The organism is Microbacterium sp. CSI-V (genome assembly GCF_001984105.1).
GTDB lineage: Bacteria > Actinomycetota > Actinomycetes > Actinomycetales > Microbacteriaceae > Microbacterium.
In genome coordinates this window covers 93181-111661 of record NZ_MTQM01000006.1, presented here as the reverse complement: position 1 = coordinate 111661, position 18481 = coordinate 93181, and the positions used below count along the sequence as shown (strand labels likewise).

Genomic DNA, 18481 nt, shown 5'->3' with positions numbered 1-18481 from the left:
CCATCCTCCCGAACCGCGTCACGGGAGGTCGGGGGGTTGCGCAGGAACGACCGAAGGCCGGCACCTCCGCAGAGGTACCGGCCTTCGGTGAGGACGAGAGGATCAGCGACCGCTGAGCTTCTCCCGCAGTGCGGCGAGGGACTCGTCGTCCGCGAGCGTGCCCTGGGCGGGCGACTCGGACGAGAAGGATCCACCGAACGAACCCGAGTCGATCGGGTTGGCTGCCTCGGCCTCGAGGGCCTTGGCGACGGCGGCCTTGTGAGCCTCCCAGCGACCCTGGGCAGCGGCGTACTCCTGCTCCCACTGCTCGCGCTGAGCGTCGAAGCCCTCGAGCCAGGCTCCCGACTCGGGGTCGAAGCCCTCGGGGTACTTGTACTCGCCACGCTCGTCGTACTCGGTGACCATGCCATACAGGGCCGGGTCGAACTCGGTGCCGTTGGGGTCGACCGACTCGTTGGCCTGCTTGAGCGACAGCGAGATGCGGCGACGCTCGAGGTCGATGTCGATGATCTTGACGAAGACCTCTTCGCCGACCGACACGACCTGCTCGGCGAGCTCGACGTGCTTGCCCGACAGCTCGGAGATGTGCACGAGGCCCTCGATGCCGTCGGCCACGCGGACGAACGCACCGAAGGGAACGAGCTTGGTGACCTTGCCCGGAGCGATCTGACCGATCGCGTGGGTACGGGCGAAGACCTGCCACGGGTCTTCCTGCGTCGCCTTGAGCGAGAGCGACACGCGCTCGCGGTCGAGGTCGACCTCGAGGATCTCGACGGTGACCTCCTGGCCCACCTCGACGACCTCGGACGCGTGCTCGATGTGCTTCCACGACAGCTCGGAGACGTGGACGAGACCGTCGACGCCACCCAGGTCGACGAACGCACCGAAGTTGACGATCGACGACACCGTGCCCTTGCGGACCTGGCCCTTGTGGAGGTTGTTGAGGAACGTGGTGCGCGACTCGGACTGCGTCTGCTCGAGCAGAGCGCGGCGGGAGAGCACGACGTTGTTGCGGTTCTTGTCGAGCTCGAGGATCTTCGCCTCGATCTCCTGACCCAGGTAGGGCGTGAGGTCGCGCACGCGGCGGAGCTCGATGAGCGAAGCCGGGAGGAAGCCGCGGAGGCCGATGTCGACGATGAGACCACCCTTGACGACCTCGATCACGGAACCGGTGACCACACCGTCGTTCTCCTTGATCTTCTCGACGTCGCCCCACGCGCGCTCGTACTGGGCGCGCTTCTTGGACAGGATGAGACGGCCTTCCTTGTCCTCCTTCTGGAGAACGAGGGCCTCGACGTGATCGCCGACGTTGACGACCTCGTTGGGGTCGACGTCGTGCTTGATCGAAAGCTCGCGCGAGGGGATGACACCCTCGGTCTTGTAACCGACGTCGAGGAGGACCTCGTCGCGGTCGATCTTCACCACGGTGCCTTCGATGAGGTCGCCGTCGTTGAAGAACTTCAGGGTCTTCTCGACCGCGGCCAGGAAGTCTTCAGCAGAGCCGATGTCGTTGATCGCGACCTGCTTGATGGCCGGGGCGGTCGTTGCGGTAGTCATGTAGTGGGTTGTCCTAGTTGGATTGGTGTCGGGCTTCGACTCTTACGACGCGATCCGGATGAATCCCGCCGGCCGGAGCACCCCCGCCCGAGGGCGAACGGATGCCGCGAGCCGAAGCGAAGCGGAGTTTTTTCGTGCGATGCCACTGGGCCTGAGGCCGGGCGTGGGGAACGAGCCACACGAGTGACACTCGAGGTTACCAGAATCAGAGCCCCGTTCGCGGGGCGGGGTCGGCATCCCGCCGGTCAGCGCTTCTCGCTCAGGCCGAGCGCGGGCAGCACGATCGCGTCGACGACCGACACCAGGAAGGCGCGCGTGACTGGCCGGCGCTCCACCAGCAGGCGGTGGGCCACCATGGCGGAACCGACCGAGGCGATGAGGTCGATGTCGACGTCCGCGGGAACCTCGCCGCGGGCGATCGCCCGCTCGATGAGCACGCGGTTGGCGGCACGACGCGGCGCCACGAGCGCCTCCTCTGCGACGTCCGCGAGCTCGGGCGACTTCGAGAGCATCGACACGATGCCCGCCATCACCTGCATCTTGCGCTCCGCGTCGGCGATCGACGGCTCTTTGATCATCGCGAGGAGGTCACCGCGCAACGTGCCCGTATCCGGAAGCGACGAGAGGTCGTAGGCCCCCCGCTTCATACAGGCGACCGCGTCGATCACCAGTTCGGACTTGGACGGCCACCGGCGGTAGAGCGTGGCCTTTCCGGCGCGGGCGCGAGCGGCGACCTCGTCGATCGTCATCCGCTCGAAGCCCGTCTCGGCGAGCACATCGAGAGCCGCCTCGAGGATCTCCGGATCGCGGCTGAGGTCGCGCTTGCGACCGAGTCGCGGTGTGCCGGTCGCCGTCTGCTCGGGGGCCGTCGTCATCGCACGTCCTTACGTCGGGGTGCCCTCCACCCTACGTCATTACGGAACATCGTGTTTCAGGAACATTTCATTTCCGAAACTCATTCGTTCCGTATATGTTGTCGCCATGACCTCCTCCCCTGCCGCGCAGCCCACCACGGCGGCACCCGCGACCCCGTCCCGCCGACGGTGGCTGACACTGGCCATCGTCGGAATCGCCCAGCTGATGGTCGTGCTCGACGCGACCGTCGTGAACATCGCCCTCCCCTCCGCCCAAGCCGATCTCGGCTTCTCCGACGGTGACCGCCAGTGGGTCGTCACCGCCTACTCCCTCGCGTTCGGATCACTCCTCCTCCTCGGCGGGCGGCTCTCCGACCTCTTCGGCCGCAAGCGCACGTTCATCGCCGGGCTCATCGGCTTCGCCGCCGCCTCGGCACTGGGGGGCGCGGCACCCGACTTCGGCGTCCTCGTGGCCGCGCGCGCTCTGCAGGGCGTGTTCGGCGCGCTGCTGGCTCCAACCGCGCTCGCGGTCCTCACCACGACGTTCACGATCCCGCGGGAGCGCGCCCGCGCGTTCGGGGTCTTCGGTGCGATCGCCGGCGCAGGCGGGGCCGTCGGGCTCCTGCTGGGCGGCTTCCTCACCGAGAGCCTCGACTGGCGCTGGAACCTCTACATCAACGTGGTCTTCGCGATCATCGCGATCATCGGCACGCTCCTGTTCGTCGGGCGGGTGGAGAGCGACGGTCCACGTCCGCGACTGGACCTCCCCGGAACCGTCCTCGTGTCCGCCGGTCTGTTCGGCGTCGTCTACGGGTTCGCCAACGCCGAGACCGAGGGATGGGACTCACCGCTCAGCTGGATCCCGCTCGCCTCCGCCGCCGTCCTCCTGACCGCCTTCGTCCTCTGGCAGCGCCGGACGGCACACCCCCTGCTCCCCCTGGTCATCCTGACCGACCGCAACCGGGCCGCTGCCTACCTGTCGATCCTCATCGCGGGCGCGAGCATGTTCGGGATCTTCCTCTTCGTCACCTACTTCCTGCAGGCGACGCTGGGATTCAGCCCGATCCAGACCGGACTCGCATTCCTCCCGATGGTCGCCATGCTGGTCCTGGCCGCGCAGCTGTCCACGAACCTCCTGTTCCCCCGCCTCGGCGCGAAGGTCATGGTTCCCCTCGGAATGCTGCTCGGCACCGGCGGCATGCTGCTCCTGACCCGTCTCACCGTCGACAGCGTGTACGTCAGCGACGTGCTGCCGGGCCTGATCCTGCTGGGCCTCGCGATGGGGTCGATCATGCCCGCGTCGATGCAGACCGCCACACTCGGCGTGGACCGCCACTTCGCGGGAGTGGCATCCGCAATGGTGAACACGAGCCAGCAGGTCGGCGGCTCGATCGGCACGGCACTCCTGAACACGATCGCCGCGACCGCCACCACGGCCTATCTCACCGACCACGTCGCCGACGGGCCGGGCGCGCTCGGCCCCGCGGCCGTCGCCGGCTACACCACGGCCTTCACGTGGGGGGCGGCGTTCTTCGCGGGCGGCGCACTCCTCGCGGCACTCCTGTTCCGACGCCGGGCACGCGGTTCGCTCACGTCCACGGCGACCGCGGAGCATCCCTCCGAACCCGTCGTCGCCGCCTGAACCGAGCCGGGTCGGGACACTCCGTCGAGAGTCCCGACCCGGCGGTGGAAGAGCCACGGATCAGCCCTTTTCCTCCCCCTGGAAACCGCGCTCCGCCCAGGTTCCGTCCAGACAGGCGTGCCAGGCTCCCCGTTTCGTGCCCGCTTTTCGCGGACCGGACGTGCGATACCCGCGCCGTCCTCCTGACACGAAACCGGTTTTATGCGCTCTGATTCGACGCCCTCATCCCACCGCCGCGACCGCCGCCTGGCCTCCCGCCGGGCACGTCGCCGCCCTGCACTGACTGCCGGCGTCCTCGCCGTCGGAGTGCTCGCCACCGCCGCTCTCACCGGCACCGCTCCCCTGGCATCCGCCACCCCGTCCGACGATCTGGCGTCGGCCTCCTTCCGCCTCGCGAGCTTCTCCGCGCCGAGCGAGGCAGCGGCTCCCGAGGCCGTGGCCGCACGAGCCGCGGTGACCGCCGCCGGCACCACGTCCGAGTCCGCGACCGCGGTGCAGAACGACATCGCGGCATCCGGCCTGGACATCGGCCAGACCGCCGACGTCGACACGTCGGAGCTCACCGCCGCGACCGAGCGCCTGACGGACGCCCAGACGCTTCCCGCGACCTTCCTCCCCGAGCTCACCGACCGCGTGACCGCCGCCACCTCGGCCGTCAGCGAGCGCGTCGCCGTTCTGCGGGGCAGCCTCGACGCCGCCGTCGCCAAGAAGCAGGCCGAGGAAGCCGCCGAGAAGGCGCGCCAGGAGGCCGAAGCAGCCGCTCAGGCGAAGGCCGAGCAGGAAGCCGCGGCCGCATCCTCGTCATCGTCGACCTCGTCGTCGTCGGGCGGTGCGGCTCCGGTCGCCGCCTCCGACGGGGGTTCCGGGGACAACAGCCCCGGGGGTGCCCAGGCCACCGCGCGCGGGATGCTCGCCGGGTTCGGGTGGGGCGACGACCAGTTCTCCTGCCTCGTCTCGCTGTGGAACAAGGAGTCCGGCTGGAACGTCCGCGCCTACAACGCCGGCAGCGGCGCCTACGGCATCCCGCAGGCCCTCCCCGGCAGCAAGATGGGCTCGGCCGGCGCCGACTGGGAGACCAACGCCGCCACCCAGATCTCCTGGGGTCTCGGCTACATCTCGGGTCGCTACGGCAGCCCGTGCGGCGCCTGGGGCCACTCGCAGTCGACCGGGTGGTACTGACCCGCGACACCCCGCGAAGGGCCGCACCGGTGATGCCGGTGCGGCCCTTCCGTCTTCTCCGGCGCGACCCCTCCTCCACAGCGAGCGTGCTGTGGACAGGTCTGGTGAGCGACGCGACGGCATGGCTAGGGTGTCCGGATGACTCCCCCCGGAACCGGAATGCCCCTGCGGGACTACCGCATCCATCGATACGTCAACGCATTCTGCCCGCTCTGCCATGAGGAGGACCCCGAGCGGCCGCTCGACCAGGTGCAGCGACTGTCGGGGTGGCTGGCCGACCGCGACGGCACGGTGTGGCTGGAGCGCGGATGCGCGACACACGGACTCGTGCGGACGCTCTACGACGAGTCCGCGGAGATCCTCACCTATCTCGAGCAATGGACGGCACCGACGAAGGTGCACACGCCCGACGTCGCCGGCAACTTCGCTCCGGTGCCCTCGGCGTACCAGGACGGCCTGCCCGCGATGCAGACGCAGCACACCTGCATCCTGCTGGAGGACCTCACCGACCACTGCAACCTGCGCTGCCCGACCTGCTTCGCGGAGTCGGGGCCCGCGGCATCCACTGTGGCTCCTCTGGCGGAGGTGCTCGCATCGGTGGATGCACGCCTCGCCAAGGAGAACGACCGGATCGACGTCCTGATGCTCTCCGGCGGCGAACCGACGCTGTACCCGTGGTTGGAGCAGCTGCTGGAGCACCTCGTCGCCCGACCGGTCGTGCGCATCCTCATCAACTCGAACGGGCTGCGGATCGCCCAGGACGACGCGTTCGTCGAGGTTCTGAAGAAGCACCGGCAGCGCGTGGAGATCTACCTGCAGTACGACGGCGAGTCGGCGGAGTCGTCGAGCTTCCACCGCGGCGCCGACATCCGCCGCTTCAAGGAGCGCGCGCTCGAGCGACTGTCTGACGCCGGGGTCTTCACGACCCTCACGATGACCGCGACGCTCGGCGTCAACGACGACGAGATCGGTGCCGTCATCCGTCGGGCGCAGAACACGCCGTACGTCGGCGGCATCACGATCCAGCCGGTCTTCGGCTCCGGGCGAGGCTCGGGCATCGACCCGAACGACCGACTGACGCACACGGGCGTCCTCGCGCGCCTCGGACCGCAGACCGACGGCGAGATCACGTGGCGCGACCTGACGGCATTGCCGTGCAGTCACCCGCACTGCTGCTCGGTGGGGTACTTCCTGAAGGACGACTCGGGCGAATGGAAGTCCCTCGTGGGACTCATCGGCCAGGAGCGGCTCAAGGAGTTCCTCGACCTCTCCCCCGACCTGGTGGCGAACCGCATCGCCGACTCGAACGTGAACAAGGCGATCCGCGAGGTCGTGAAGACGTCGTTGCTCGACCTGCTCAGCGAGCAGTCCTCGTTGTCGCACCCGTCCATGGCATCCATCTGGGGCGACATCTGCCGCAACTGCGACCTGGGCATCGGGACGCTCGCGACCCTCGCGGCCTCGAAACTCCCGGGCCAGCACGCGCGGCTGCGCTCCATGCTCGGCGAGCGGGTGCTGCGCGTCACCGTCAAGCCCTTCATGGACATGAACACGATGATCGAGGAGCGCCTGACCCAGTGCTGCGTGCACGTCGCGACGGTCAACGCCACGACCGACGCGCATCAGTGCGCCCCCTTCTGCGCGGTGCAGGCGTGGGCGCCGCTGTCGCGCACCCGCCTCTCGACGGCGACCGGTCGTCGCCCGATCCCGGTGACGGTGCGATGAGCGCGTCGGAGTTCCTGCACCTCAACCAGCGCGATCCGTCGGTGCCGGCCCCGCCGACCGGCTTCGACCCGCTTCGGCTGTGCGTCTTCACCACGATCGCCGTAATCAGCGCGCTCCTCGGCCCGGTCGCCGTCGCCGTCTTCGCGGGCGTGGCGATCGCGGGGTACCGCGCAGCCCGGCGGGGAGGTCTCCTGCGCTCCCGGTGCAAGCTCGGCGACACCCGCGTGGTGCTGGCCTACCTCTGGACCGTCGAGGTGCTCGCGGTGGTCGGGATCCCCTTCTGGGTGCTCCTGTGGATCCGGGTCTGGAGCTAGCCCGTGTTCCCCCTTCTGGAAGATCTCGCGCCCTGGCTGCCGCCGTGGGACACCCACTCGACGCTGGTCATGATCGCGCTCGTCGCCGCGGGCATCGTGTTCCTCATCGAGAAGCGTCGGCGCCAGGTCGACGACCCGCGGATCGTCTACCTGGTGCTCGGCGCCCTCGTCGGCGCGGCTATCTTCTCCCGCCTGGGCACGTGGGCACAGCACCTCGATCCGTCCCAGAATCTGAGCCTCGTCGACCAGCTCGCGCGCGGGAACGCGTCGATGCTGTCGGCGCTGGTCGGCGCATGGGCCGGTGTCCATGTCGCCAAGCGCATCGTGCGCTATCCCCACCGCAGCGGCGATCTCTTCGCCCCGGCCGTCGCTCTTGCACTCGCCATCGGCCGCATCGGATGCCTGCTCACCGAGAAGCCCGGGACCCCGACGGGAGGCGACTGGGGCATCGTGCTCGACCCCGCCGCCGCGGCCCGGGTGGGTGCGCCCGCGGGAGTGCCGTTGCATCCGAGCTTCGTGTACGAGATCGTCTTCCACGTCGTCGCATTCTGCGTTCTGTGGTTCTGGCTGCGGCATCGCCCCATCGCCGCCGGCGAGACGCTCACCCTCTTCATCGCGGCCTACGCGATCTTCCGGTTCGGCGTCGAGTTCGTCCGCGGGAACGACGTGGCCTGGGCGGGACTGACCCGGCCGCAACTGTTCCTCGCCGTGTCGATCCCCCTCCTGCTCGCGCGGCTCGTGTGGATGGCACGGCGCGGCGACTTCACGTCCGGTTCCCCCCGACCAGAGAGGCTCACGGATGCCACAGCAGCCTGACGCGCCCGACGAACACGAGGATGTTTCCCTGGAGGAGACGAAGGCACCGGACGGCGTCTCACCGCGGGACGACACACCGGAGCCGGAGCGCGGCGCGCAGCCGGATGCGCCCGATGCCGCGCCCGCGCCGCCCTCCGCTCCCGCGCAACAGGAGTGGCCTCCCCCGGCAGCCGGCCCTGCGCACCCCGGCGGCCCCGCGGCGACAGACGACGGCGTCGTTCCCGCGCCGCCGCGGGATACCGCTCCGCCGGAGGAGCCCGGAGCGCCGGCCGGATCCGGCGCCCCCGCGGCCCCGCCTGCGGCAGGCCGCGGGCCGGGGGTGGGCGTCGGCGTCGGTCTCGGGTGCGTCGCGCACGTGATCGCGTTCCCCCTGATGTTGATCACCCTGATGAGCGCCGCGGGCATCTGGGGTGCGCTCTGGCCGTTCTACGTCATCGGGCTGGCCGCGATCGTCGGGATGTTCTCCGAGGCCAGCCGGAAGGTCTCGACGGGGGTCCTCATCGTCAGTGCGGCCGCGTGGATCGTCTTCCTCGGCCCGTGCGTCGCGCTCGTGGGCGGCTGAGGTCGGCGGCCGACGGGCCGGGCAGCGAGGCAGCGGGTCGCTCGGCGTCCGGCGCGTCGCGCAACGAGGCGGCGGGTGGCTCGGCGATCGGCGCGTCGGGCCGCGAGGCGGCGGGTGGCTCGGCGATCGGCGCGTCGGGCCGCGAGGCGGCGGACGGTCGGCCCCCGCTCCGCCCCGCGACGCGCGCGGAGGCCGACGATCAGCGACCGCTGCGTCGTGCGACGATCCCCGCGAAGAGCGCGTGCGCGGCCGGGCCGATCGACAGCACCATCAGGATCGTGCCGAACACGGCCTGCTCGGCCTGCAGCAGGATGCCGCCCACGAGGAGCCCCGTGAAGAGCACCGCCGAGACGACCCGACGGATCATGCGCTCGAGGTCGCGCAGACGGCGCTCCACCCGCGGGACCTGAGCGGACACGCCGCCCTCCTCGACCCGGGAGATGAGCGCGTCGAGGCGCCGCGGCAGACGTGCGGTGAGGGCCGCGACCGAGGCGGCCTCGCGCGCCAGCGCCTGAACGGTGTTCCCGCTCTCCTCGCGGATGAGGCGCTGCGCGTACGGCTCGACGGCATCCCAGATGTTGAAAGCCGGATCGAGCCCGCTGCACATCCCGCTCGTCAGAGACATCGCCCGGACGATGAGGAGGAAGTTCTCGGGCAGCTGGAACGGCAGCGCCCGCACCACGTCACCGAACTCGACGGCGAAGGCACGGAACTCCCGCGGGTCCACCTCCTGCAGCTCGGCGAAACCCATCCCGCCGAAACGGGAGAACAGCTGGGTCATGGCCCGCTCGAGCTGAACCGTGTCGGCCGAGGGGAGCAGCACGCCGACGTCGCGGATGCCGTCGACGAGACCCTTGCCGTCGCGCGACGCGGCGGCGATCAGCACGCGCCGCAGACCCTTGCGGAGGTTCGGCGGCACCTCGCCCATCATCCCGAAGTCGATGAACGTGAACCGCCAGGCCGGGGAGCCGGCATCCGTGAAGCCGGGGAGCGGTGTCACGAAGACGTTCCCCGGGTGCGGGTCGGCGTGGAAGAACCCGTCGTCGAACAGCTGGTCGAACATGACGGCGGCGAAACGTCGGGCGACCTCGGCGGGATCGATCCCCGCCGCGCGAAGGGCGTCGACGTCGTTGATCTTGATCGCGGTGACGTCCTGGAGGGTCAGCAGCCGTCGAGTCGTGCGCTCCCAGACCACCTCCGGGACGGCCACTCCCCCTTCGCCGCCGAAGTCCTCGGCGAAGCGTTCGGAGTTCGCCGCCTCGTGGAGGTAGTCGATCTCTTCCAAGCTCGTCGCGGCGAACTCCTCGACGAGAGCGGGCATGTCGACGCGGTCACGGACGAGGGCGACCCGACTCAACCAACCGCCGACCTTGCGGAGCGCCCGCAGATCGACGTCGACGATCCGGTCGATCCCGGGGCGTTGGATCTTGACGACGACATCGCGCAGCCCCGTGTCCTCGGCCAGCGCGTCGGTGAGGACGGCGCGATGCGCCTGCCCCAGTGAGGCGGCCGCGAGCGGGCGCTCGTCGATCGATGCGAACGCCCGCTCCAGCGGCATCCCGAGTTCTTCCTCGGCACGCGCCCGCATCTGGGCGAACGGCACCGACGGCACCTCGTCCTGCAGACCCTCGAGCTCTTTGGTGATGATGGGCGGCAGGACGTCGAGGCGCGAGGACATGAACTGTCCGACCTTGATCATCAGGCCGCCGAGCTCGATCGCGAGTCCGTGGAATCGGCGCGCGATGATCTGCAGCCGGCGGGTGCGGCCCCGGGCGGAGATCCGCTCGAGGCCGAGCCGCGGCAGGAACAGCTCGTACCACCAGGCCTGGACGAGATAGCGCGCGGCGAACCGCGTGATGCGCCGATAGCGGGCGCGCATGAGGGCGTCGTCGGTCATCGGATCTCCGGGATGCCGATGCCCCCACGAAGGCCGTCGGGATCGGGCACCCTCAGCTCTGGGCGAGGATGGAGTAGAGCTTACGGCGAGCCTCGTCGAGGATCTCGACGGCCTGCGCGACCTGCTCCTTGTCACCCGTGCGGGCCACCTGGGCCGCCGCCTGCGCCAGTTCGACACCGGCCTTCGGCAGCGCCGTCATGCGGCCGCCGTCGCGCGTGGTCGCCGACTCCCACGGAGCGGTGCGCTCGGTGGTCTCGTCGCCCGCTGCGGCGCGCCCTTCCTCGGTGAGCGAGTAGGTCTTGCGCCCACCGGACTCCTCGGCGCGCACGAGGCCCTCGTCGGTCAGCAGCTGCAGCGTGGGGTACACCGAGCCGGGGCTGGGCTTCCACGAGCCGCCGCTGCGCTCCTCGATCTCACGGATGATCTGGTATCCGTGCATGGGCTGCTCGAGGAGCAGGGACAGCACGGCCGAGCGCACGTCGCCCTTGTTCATCCGCGAGCCGCCCGAGGTCTTCTGCTCGAACTGCGCGCGGAGCTGCTCCATCGCGTCGAGGATGTTCGACATCGGCCAGCCTTGCCCGGCGGCACCGCGGGCGCCGAAGGCGTCTCCCAGGAACGAACCACTCATGATGACCTCCCGAAAAGCGGACTCCCGATGAGTCCAGCGATATACAACGATATATCGCTGAGGAGGAACCGAGCCTGGGAATTCCTAATCAGTACCAGTCGGTCGCCTGCGAGTGCGCCCACGCGCTGCAGGGGGTGCCGTAGCCGCGGGAGATGTAGTCGAGACCCCACTTGATCTGCGTCGCGGCGTTGGTCTGCCAGTCGTCGCCGAATGTGGCCATCTTGCTCCCCGGAAGGGACTGCGGGATGCCGGTCGCGCCGCTCGGGTTGTAAGCCTGGTAGTTCCAGCCGGACTCCTTGGTCCACAGCGACACCAGGCAGGAGAACTGGTCGGAGCCCCACCCGTACTGCTCGGACGCGTAGGACTGGGCGAACTCCTTCGCCCCCTCGGGCGTGTTGACCCGCGCCAATGCCTCGGCGGCTTCCTTCTGCCGCTGCGCCTCTGCCGCCGCAGCCGCCTCGGCCTGGCGCTGAGCCTCGGCCGCGGCATCCGCAGCCTCCTTCGCGGCGACGGCGTCGTTCAGGCTGCCGCGGAGGACGGCGACCCGCTCGGCGACCCGCTCGGCCTCGCTGCTGGCGTTCTGGCTCAGAGCCGGCACGAGCACGACCGGGAGCAGATCCGAGGACGACAGGCGATCGGTCGCGGCCTCCAGCGCCGAGGTGTCCACCGACGCGTCGCCGACGGCGAGCGGCAGACCGGCCGTCTGGATGTCGGATTCGACCGTCGCCGCATCCGCGAGCGTGGCCTGGGCCCGGGTGAGCGCGGCGTCGGCGTCGCCGACGACGCCCTCGAGCGTGGGGGACGTCGCGACGGAGGATGGCGCCGCGCGGAAGGCCGGAGCGGCGAACGAGGACGCCGCCGCATCGGGGAGCGACAGCGGCGCCGCCGCAGCGACCCCGGTCAGAGCGACGATCCCCAGAGCCACTCCAGCGCACGTGGCGGCGGTGGCGAGGGTGCGGCGGGCGCGGTGGACATGGGTGAGCTTCAGATCGGAACGCAGCAAAACGTGAGGAGTCTTTCGTCATCGGGCGCGTCTCGTCGGGCACGAGCGCGAAATCGTGCCGTCGGGTCGGCACAGGACCCCGAGTGTGAGGTGCTCTTCTGGACGTTATCTATTCGTTACCTGAAAGGCTCGTGCACGCCGCCGTCTCAGCTGGCCGCACCCGCCCACGTCACGGCAGGGGCACGGACCGGGTTCCAGAGCGCCCGGGTCGAGAGCTACGAATATCGCTCTGATCAGGCATTGATGCGAGAGTCGGCGTGACGCGAGAGCCTTCCGAGCGCCAGAGCGGGAGGGCAGACCGACCATCAACGACGAGACGGGCCGATCCGGCGAGAAAAATTTTCGCGAATCGACCCGCCTCGTGACGCTCCGAAGTCGTCGGACCTCCGGCAGGGCGGCGAAACCCGCCCGCCCGGGATCAGGCGCGGTGCGCGCGGTAGTAGTGCAGCAGCGCCGCCGTCGAGGCATCCTGAGACGCGAGAGCGTCATCGTCACCCTCGATCGCGGGGGCGATCTGCAGAGCCAGCTGCTTGCCGAGCTCGACGCCCCACTGGTCGAACGAGTTGATGCCCCAGACGGTGCCCTGCGTGAACGTGATGTGCTCGTACAGCGCGATGAGCTGGCCGAGCACCGCGGGGGTGAGCGCCGGCGCGAAGATCGACGTCGTCGGACGGTTGCCGGGGAACGTGCGCGCCGCAACGAGCGCACCGGTCGTGCCCTCGGCCTCGACCTCTTCGGCGGTCTTGCCGAACGCCAGGGCCTTCGTCTGCGCGAGGAAGTTCGCGAGGAACAGACCGTGCACGTCGCGGCCGCCGTCGGCGAGCGGATAGGCCGGGTTCACGAAGGCGATGAAGTCCGCGGGGATGAGGCGCGTGCCCTGGTGGATGAGCTGGTAGAAGGCGTGCTGACCGTTGGTGCCGGGCTCACCCCAGAAGATCTCGCCCGTGTCGGTCGTGACCGGCGAGCCGTCCCAGCGCACCGACTTGCCGTTGGACTCCATCGTGAGCTGCTGGAGGTACGCCGCGAAGCGGCTCAGCTGCTGGGCGTACGGCAGGACCGCGTGCGACTGCGCGCCGAGGAAGTTGGTGTACCAGACGTTTAGGAGCCCCATCAGGACGGGCACGTTCTGCTCGACCGGCGTGGTCGCCACGTGGACGTCCACGGTGTGGAAACCGCTCAGCAGCTCGCGGAAGGCCGCCGGGCCGAAGACGATCGCGAGCGACAGACCGATCGCGGAGTCGACGGAGTAGCGCCCGCCGACCCAGTCCCAGAAACCGAACGCGTTGGCCGGGTCGATGCCGAAGGCCTCGACCTTGTCGAGCGCGGTGGAAACGGCGACGAAGTGATGCGCGACGGCGTCGACGCGCGCCTGGTCGGTGTCGTCGATGGCGCCCGCACCCGCGAGACCGGCCCACAGCCAGTCCCGCGCGAGACGCGCGTTCGTGAGGGTCTCCAGAGTGGTGAAGGTCTTGGACGCCACGATGAACAGCGTCGTCTCGGGATCGAGGTCGGCGGTCTTCTCGGCGATGTCGGTCGGGTCGATGTTGCTGACGAACCGGGCCTGGATGCCGGCATCCGCCAGGGGCTTGAGCGCTTCGTACACCATCACCGGGCCGAGGTCGGAGCCGCCGATGCCGATGTTGACGACATGCGTGACCTTCTTGCCCGTCACGCCCTGCCATTCCCCGCTGCGCACACGCTCCGCGAACGTCGCCATGGCCGACAGCACCGCCTGGACGTCGTGGTCCACGTCCTGGCCGTCGACGTGCAGGGCGGGCGTGGCGTCGGCGGGGCGACGCAGAGCCGTGTGCAGCACGGCGCGGTCCTCGCTCGTGTTCAGGTGCGCGCCCCGGAGCATCTCGGCGAACCGCTCACGCACCCCCGTCTCGTCGGCGAGCGCGACCAGAGCGTCGAGGACCTCGGCGGTGACGAGGTTCTTCGAGAGGTCGACGTGCAGATCTCCCACGGTGCGGGTGAGGCTCTCGACGCGGCCGGGGTCTGCGGCGAACCATCCGCGCAGGTCGGGGTCGAAGCTCTCGCGGAGGGCCGTGAGGCGGGTCCAGGCGGACGTGGTGGTGGGGTCAACGGGAGCAGTCACGACCCCCACGCTAGCGACCCCGGGCGACACCCGCGCGCGGCGTGAAGAACCGGGAGGAAAACGCTAGGAGATGGACGCTCGGGGCGGAGTCGCCGAGGTCCCGGAACCGGGCACCGGAAGAGCGATCTCCCGCGTGGCATCCCAGGGTTCGGTCCAGCCGAGACGATCGAACAGGCCGTCGAGGAGCATCGCGGTGAAGCCCCACACCACGTGGGTTCCCGTCGCGTGCGGGACGAGGAACGCGGGACCGCGCCACTCGCGGCCGTCGCGATGGATGCGCGTAGTTCCGCGCCGCGCCGGGTCGAGCAGATCGGCCACCGGCGCGCGGAACACCGCCGCGGACTCGGCGGCGTCGACCGCGCGCACCGGGGTGGGCCGATCCCACCAGGCGACCACCGGCGTCACGAGATGCCGAGAGTACGCCAGGGGGACGCGCGGAAGCGTGCCGATGACGTTCACCCCGGCGGGATCGAGGCCGGTCTCCTCCCGCGCCTCTCGGAGCGCCGCGTCCACCGGGCCGGCATCCCCCGGATCGACCCGGCCGCCGGGGAACGCGATCTGCCCGGGGTGCGCACGGAGGGTGTCGGCGCGGGAGAGGAGCAGGACGTCCAGATCGGGCGGCACGGACGCGGCGATGTGCGCCGCGGGCACAGCATCCAGCGTGCCGAAGAGCATGAGCACGGCGGCGGCGCGGGCACCCTCCTCCACCGGAAGTGCGCGCAGGTCGGCGAACATCTCCCCCGTCGCGTCCTCGACGACCGTGCGGAGGTCGTCGCGCGGGGAGGGCATGGATCGAGGGTAGCCCCGGGCGACCGACGGGGCTGCGCGTTCCCGTCCCTGCCCCCTGCGGGGCGGGACGTGTGAGGATGAACCCGGGAGGTGCCCGATGACCGAAAGACTTCACGCCGTGACCCTCGTCGTCGACATGCCCATCACCAAGATCGACGCCCTCGACGTGATCGCCTTCGCCGCCGACGGCGGGGTGGACGACGCCCGCACCTCGCACCCGCGCGTGTGGTTGGCCCCCCACGCGTGGGCCGAGGTGGAGATCCCGAAGTTCGCCGATCCGCCGCCGTTCGCGATCGACGTCTATTCCGACGTCTCCGGCGAGGTCGCGTGGGCGCAGGCCCATCGGCTGCACGCCGCCCTGGAGAGGCTGGGCTGGACCGTCGAACGGCCCCGCCGGGGCGCGCGGTGAGCGTGAGTGGGGCCCGATGAGCACCCCCGACGACACCCGGCGGCCCCGCCTGCTCTACGTCGAGGACGACGGCGAGATCTCGGCCATGACCACCGAGGTGCTCGCCGAGGCGTATGACGTCACGCACGAGAGCGACGGGGTGGCAGCGCGCGACCGGGCGCTGCGCGAACGGTTCGACCTCATCGTCCTGGACCGACGGCTCCCCCGACTCGACGGAGAGCACATCGTCCAGGCCCTGCGCACGGCGCGCATCACCACCCCGGTTCTCCTGCTCACCGCCCTGGGGTCGGTGGCCGACCGCGTCGACGGCCTGGATGCCGGCGCGAACGACTACCTCGTCAAGCCGTTCGACTACGACGAGCTGCTCGCGCGTCTGCGCGCCCTGCTGCGCGGCTTCCGCGCCGAGGGCCGCCGGCGGGCCGTGGCGGACTGGACGTACGTTCCGGATGCCGCGGCGGTGTACGCCCCGTCCGGTGCGCGGGTGACGCTCACCGCCACCGAGAACGCTCTGCTGGACCTGCTCACCTCGAGCCCCGACCACGTGTTCTCGCGCGAGCAGATCGCCCGCGACGTCTTCTCCTCCGTGGATGCGGTCACGACCGTCGACACCTACGTGCACTATCTCCGGCGCAAGTGCGCCCCGGACGTGGTCGAGACCGTCCGAGGACGCGGCTACCGCGCGGGCGGTGCCCGGTGAGCGCCGCGGAGGACCGTCGGGTCGTCCGGCGGGCGGGGGCACGGGTCGGCCTGTTGGTCGGGGGCGCCTCCGCGGTCGCGCTGACGATCGGCGTGGCGATCCTGGTCGGCGTGCTGCTGACCGGCGCGCGGAGGGAGACCGACCACCACGGGGGTCGCGGCGGCCTCCCGGGCGATCGCGTCGTGGTCGATTTCGACGACGTCCTGCCGTGGGTGCTCGGCCTCGGGCTGCTCGGCGTCGCCGTGATCGGCGTCGTGGGGTGGGCGGCATCCCGATGGTCGGTCCGACCGCTCGACGAAGCGCTCCGACGCCAGCGGGCCTTCGTCTCGGATGCCAGCCATGAACTGCGGACGCCCCTCACGGCGCTCAGCAGCCGCGTGCAGATCGCGCAGCGGCGTCTCGCGCGCGGCGAACCGCTCGACGACACCCTCGACCGGCTGCGGCGCGACGCCGACCTCATGGACGACGTCCTCACCGACATGCTGCTGTCGGCGGAGGGGGCGGCGTCCGCGGACGGGACCGCGGCCGTGGCCGACGGCCTCCGGTCCGCGGAGGCGGTGGTGGCACCGCTCGCCGCGGAGGCGGGGGTCGCGGTCGAGGTCGACGCGGGACCGGAGGGTCTCCGGGTCGACATGCCGACGGTCACCCTCACGCGGGTGGGCATCGCGCTCATCGACAACGCGGTGAGTCACGCCCCCGGCGGCAGCACCGTGCGCGTCACCGCGGGCGTCGCCGGCGACACCGTCGAGATCCGGGTGATCGACGCGGGTGGCGGCATCCGCCCCGAGGATCAGGAGCGCATCTTCGAGCGGTTCGCGCGCGGCGCGGAGTCGGGGCGTCGCCGGGGATTCGGTCTCGGGTTGGCGCTGGTCCGCGAGGCCGCCGAGCGGCACGGAGGCACGATCGCCGTCGAACGCACCTCAGCCGAAGGCACGGCCTTCCTGCTCCGACTCCCCCGCGCCCGCTGACGGGTCGACGAGGCTCTGGAAACGGTCGATCTCGATGCCATCCGCCCACCGGCGGACGCGTCCGTCGGCCCAGACGATCCCGGAGGCGACCAGCGCGGTGCGGACGGCCTCGAGGTCGTCGACGCCCGCGACGGCCGCCACCGTGGCCCAGACGTCCGCCACGGTGAGGGTGTCGGCGACGACGGTCGCCGACACGAGTCCGGGCACCGGCCGCAGGGAGCGCGGGTCGATCAGATGCGCCCCGCGCTCGGCCGTCCCGGACGTCGCGACGGCCCCCTCGGCGAGGGCGATGGTGGAGAGGACACCCGCGGAGTCCTCGGGGTCGGCGACGCCGACGTTCCACACGTGCCCGCTCCCGGGAGCCCGGAGAAGGCGCATGTCGCCACCGGCGTTGACCGCCGCGGCCTCCACCCCCGGAAGCGCGAGGACGTCGACGAGCGCGGCGGACGCGGCATCCACCGACCACCCCTTGACGACGCCGGTGGGGTCGAACCATCCGCGCCACCACGCGTCGAAGACGCCGCCGGTGTCGTCTCGGAGGCGACGGCACAGCCCCTCGACCTCGCGCACGCGGGGGTCGACATCGTCGAGCCCGCGGAGGCCGTCGCGCAGCAGACTCACGTCGGAGTCGGCGCGATAGGTCGAGAACACGCTCTCGTCGTCGCGCATGCGGGCGACGACCGCGGCGATGGCGGTGTCGACCTGCGCACGAACCGCGGCGTCGGTCGTCGCACGCCCACGGACCTGCACGGTCACGACCGTCCCCATGACCGGCTCGACGACCGTGACGGCGGGGAGGGCACTCATACGTGCGCCTCGTCGAGCGCGGCCTGCAGGGAGGTCCGGTACCCGGTGCTGGTGTACGTGGCGCCCGAGACCATGTCGATCTCGGCCGACTGCGCGGCGAGGGTCTCCTTCACGAGGATCGGCACGGCGCGGGAGTTGATCTGCTGGTCGCGGCCGTTCTCGGACGGGTAGACGGGGACCTGTACGTCCGTGACGACTCCGCCGGACACCGTGATCTGAACCTGCACGGGGCCGAAGCGGGTGTTCGCGGCCGAGCCGGTGTAGGTGCCGTCGGCCAGACCCGATGACGCCGGGGCCGCCTGCGTCGGGGCGGCGGCCGACGGCGCCGAGGCCGACGCCGAGGCCGACGCGGAGGCGGAGGGCGACGCCGACGGCGTGGCGCGCTGGGCCGAGGCGGGTGCCGGGGTCGTGGCCGGCAGGGCGACCGCCGTCTCGCCGCCGCCGAGGGACGTGCGGTAGCTGAACAGCAGCACGAGGCCGGTGAGTGTCGCCATCACGGCGTAGAAGATCTTCTTCATTCCTGTCTTCCTCTCAGG

General features: G+C 70.8%; 18 protein-coding genes. 9 read left to right on the top strand and 9 right to left on the bottom strand.

Going from position 1 to position 18481, the window contains the following annotated elements; translation table 11 throughout:
• Positions 1-102 precede the first annotated feature (102 nt).
• Together rpsA and CSIV_RS03125 are read right to left on the bottom strand one after the other, a co-directional pair.
• Positions 103-1557, bottom strand: a complete 1455-nt coding sequence (gene rpsA, locus CSIV_RS03130) for a 30S ribosomal protein S1 (protein ID WP_077049967.1) — start codon at positions 1555-1557, stop codon at positions 103-105.
• 245 nt (positions 1558-1802) lie between these two features.
• Positions 1803-2432 carry a TetR/AcrR family transcriptional regulator gene (locus CSIV_RS03125; protein WP_077049966.1) on the bottom strand — a complete coding sequence of 210 codons (630 nt, stop codon included), beginning with the start codon at positions 2430-2432 and terminating at the stop codon, positions 1803-1805.
• A gap of 106 nt (positions 2433-2538) precedes the next feature.
• Here CSIV_RS03125 and CSIV_RS03120 point away from each other — a divergent pair, with 106 nt between their 5' ends.
• The 6 genes from CSIV_RS03120 (at position 2539) to CSIV_RS03095 (ending at position 8649) form a co-directional block, all read left to right on the top strand.
• Positions 2539-4053, top strand: a complete 1515-nt coding sequence (locus CSIV_RS03120) for an MFS transporter (protein ID WP_077049965.1) — start codon at positions 2539-2541, stop codon at positions 4051-4053.
• Between the two features lie 201 nt (positions 4054-4254).
• The gene (locus CSIV_RS03115) at positions 4255-5232 is read left to right on the top strand and encodes a lytic transglycosylase domain-containing protein (protein WP_083734968.1); all 978 of its coding nucleotides are present in this window, start codon (positions 4255-4257) and stop codon (positions 5230-5232) included.
• Between the two features lie 138 nt (positions 5233-5370).
• On the top strand, positions 5371-6957 hold the full coding sequence (locus CSIV_RS03110; protein WP_077049964.1) for a radical SAM protein: 1587 nt from the start codon (positions 5371-5373) through the stop codon (positions 6955-6957).
• Positions 6954-7271: a hypothetical protein gene (locus tag CSIV_RS03105; RefSeq protein WP_077050122.1), complete on the top strand. Its 318-nt coding sequence runs from the start codon at positions 6954-6956 to the stop codon at positions 7269-7271. The genes CSIV_RS03110 and CSIV_RS03105 overlap by 4 nt, the downstream gene beginning before the upstream one ends.
• Before the next feature lie 3 nt (positions 7272-7274).
• The gene (locus tag CSIV_RS03100; RefSeq protein WP_139340590.1) at positions 7275-8087 is read left to right on the top strand and encodes a prolipoprotein diacylglyceryl transferase; all 813 of its coding nucleotides are present in this window, start codon (positions 7275-7277) and stop codon (positions 8085-8087) included.
• 373 nt (positions 8088-8460) lie between these two features.
• Positions 8461-8649 carry a hypothetical protein gene (locus tag CSIV_RS03095; RefSeq protein ID WP_139340589.1) on the top strand — a complete coding sequence of 63 codons (189 nt, stop codon included), beginning with the start codon at positions 8461-8463 and terminating at the stop codon, positions 8647-8649.
• 199 nt (positions 8650-8848) lie between these two features.
• Here the strand turns inward: CSIV_RS03095 and CSIV_RS03090 are convergent, their stop codons facing one another.
• From CSIV_RS03090 to CSIV_RS03070, 5 genes are all read right to left on the bottom strand, one after another.
• Complete coding sequence (locus tag CSIV_RS03090; RefSeq protein ID WP_077049962.1) at positions 8849-10546, bottom strand: ABC1 kinase family protein; 1698 nt, start codon at positions 10544-10546, stop codon at positions 8849-8851.
• A 52-nt stretch (positions 10547-10598) separates the two neighbouring features.
• Positions 10599-11174, bottom strand: coding sequence for a PadR family transcriptional regulator (locus CSIV_RS03085; RefSeq protein ID WP_077049961.1), 576 nt, complete (start codon positions 11172-11174; stop codon positions 10599-10601).
• Positions 11175-11262: 88 nt separating this feature from the next.
• The gene (locus tag CSIV_RS03080) at positions 11263-12177 is read right to left on the bottom strand and encodes a phospholipase (protein ID WP_083734967.1); all 915 of its coding nucleotides are present in this window, start codon (positions 12175-12177) and stop codon (positions 11263-11265) included.
• 418 nt (positions 12178-12595) lie between these two features.
• Positions 12596-14275 carry a glucose-6-phosphate isomerase gene (pgi, locus tag CSIV_RS03075; protein WP_077049960.1) on the bottom strand — a complete coding sequence of 560 codons (1680 nt, stop codon included), beginning with the start codon at positions 14273-14275 and terminating at the stop codon, positions 12596-12598.
• 63 nt (positions 14276-14338) lie between these two features.
• Entirely contained in the window at positions 14339-15064 is a 726-nt protein-coding gene (locus CSIV_RS03070) for an NUDIX hydrolase (protein WP_083734966.1), read from the bottom strand.
• Between the two features lie 97 nt (positions 15065-15161).
• Here CSIV_RS03070 and CSIV_RS03065 point away from each other — a divergent pair, with 97 nt between their 5' ends.
• The 3 genes from CSIV_RS03065 to CSIV_RS03055 are packed head-to-tail and all read left to right on the top strand — an operon-like array spanning position 15162 to position 17138.
• Positions 15162-15473, top strand: a complete 312-nt coding sequence (locus tag CSIV_RS03065) for a hypothetical protein (protein WP_077049958.1) — start codon at positions 15162-15164, stop codon at positions 15471-15473.
• Positions 15474-15489: 16 nt separating this feature from the next.
• The gene (locus CSIV_RS03060) at positions 15490-16170 is read left to right on the top strand and encodes a response regulator transcription factor (RefSeq protein ID WP_077049957.1); all 681 of its coding nucleotides are present in this window, start codon (positions 15490-15492) and stop codon (positions 16168-16170) included.
• Positions 16167-17138, top strand: coding sequence for a sensor histidine kinase (locus tag CSIV_RS03055; RefSeq protein WP_077049956.1), 972 nt, complete (start codon positions 16167-16169; stop codon positions 17136-17138). Before CSIV_RS03060 ends, CSIV_RS03055 begins: the two co-directional genes overlap by 4 nt.
• On the opposite strand, the gene CSIV_RS03050 is transcribed toward CSIV_RS03055, so the two are convergent.
• Together CSIV_RS03050 and CSIV_RS03045 are read right to left on the bottom strand one after the other, a co-directional pair.
• Positions 17091-17945, bottom strand: coding sequence for an FAD:protein FMN transferase (locus CSIV_RS03050; RefSeq protein ID WP_077049955.1), 855 nt, complete (start codon positions 17943-17945; stop codon positions 17091-17093). The genes CSIV_RS03055 and CSIV_RS03050 overlap by 48 nt on opposite strands.
• A complete protein-coding gene (locus CSIV_RS03045; protein WP_077049954.1) occupies positions 17942-18463 on the bottom strand; it encodes an FMN-binding protein in 522 nt (173 codons plus the stop codon). Before CSIV_RS03045 ends, CSIV_RS03050 begins: the two co-directional genes overlap by 4 nt.
• Positions 18464-18481 lie beyond the last annotated feature (18 nt).

What these genes read in the sequence shown, in the direction of transcription:
- CSIV_RS03090 (WP_077049962.1), bottom strand. Translation starts at nt 10,546, where the DNA reads ATGACCGACGACGCCCTCATGCGCGCCCGCTATCGGCGCATCACGCGG.
- CSIV_RS03070 (WP_083734966.1), bottom strand. Translation starts at nt 15,064, where the DNA reads ATGCCCTCCCCGCGCGACGACCTCCGCACGGTCGTCGAGGACGCGACG.
- CSIV_RS03065 (WP_077049958.1), top strand. Translation starts at nt 15,162, where the DNA reads ATGACCGAAAGACTTCACGCCGTGACCCTCGTCGTCGACATGCCCATC.
- CSIV_RS03085 (WP_077049961.1), bottom strand. Translation starts at nt 11,174, where the DNA reads ATGAGTGGTTCGTTCCTGGGAGACGCCTTCGGCGCCCGCGGTGCCGCC.
- CSIV_RS03110 (WP_077049964.1), top strand. Translation starts at nt 5,371, where the DNA reads ATGACTCCCCCCGGAACCGGAATGCCCCTGCGGGACTACCGCATCCAT.
- CSIV_RS03120 (WP_077049965.1), top strand. Translation starts at nt 2,539, where the DNA reads ATGACCTCCTCCCCTGCCGCGCAGCCCACCACGGCGGCACCCGCGACC.
- rpsA (WP_077049967.1), bottom strand. Translation starts at nt 1,557, where the DNA reads ATGACTACCGCAACGACCGCCCCGGCCATCAAGCAGGTCGCGATCAAC.
- CSIV_RS03115 (WP_083734968.1), top strand. Translation starts at nt 4,255, where the DNA reads ATGCGCTCTGATTCGACGCCCTCATCCCACCGCCGCGACCGCCGCCTG.
- CSIV_RS03105 (WP_077050122.1), top strand. Translation starts at nt 6,954, where the DNA reads ATGAGCGCGTCGGAGTTCCTGCACCTCAACCAGCGCGATCCGTCGGTG.
- CSIV_RS03125 (WP_077049966.1), bottom strand. Translation starts at nt 2,432, where the DNA reads ATGACGACGGCCCCCGAGCAGACGGCGACCGGCACACCGCGACTCGGT.
- CSIV_RS03050 (WP_077049955.1), bottom strand. Translation starts at nt 17,945, where the DNA reads ATGAGTGCCCTCCCCGCCGTCACGGTCGTCGAGCCGGTCATGGGGACG.
- CSIV_RS03060 (WP_077049957.1), top strand. Translation starts at nt 15,490, where the DNA reads ATGAGCACCCCCGACGACACCCGGCGGCCCCGCCTGCTCTACGTCGAG.
- CSIV_RS03045 (WP_077049954.1), bottom strand. Translation starts at nt 18,463, where the DNA reads ATGAAGAAGATCTTCTACGCCGTGATGGCGACACTCACCGGCCTCGTG.
- CSIV_RS03095 (WP_139340589.1), top strand. Translation starts at nt 8,461, where the DNA reads ATGTTGATCACCCTGATGAGCGCCGCGGGCATCTGGGGTGCGCTCTGG.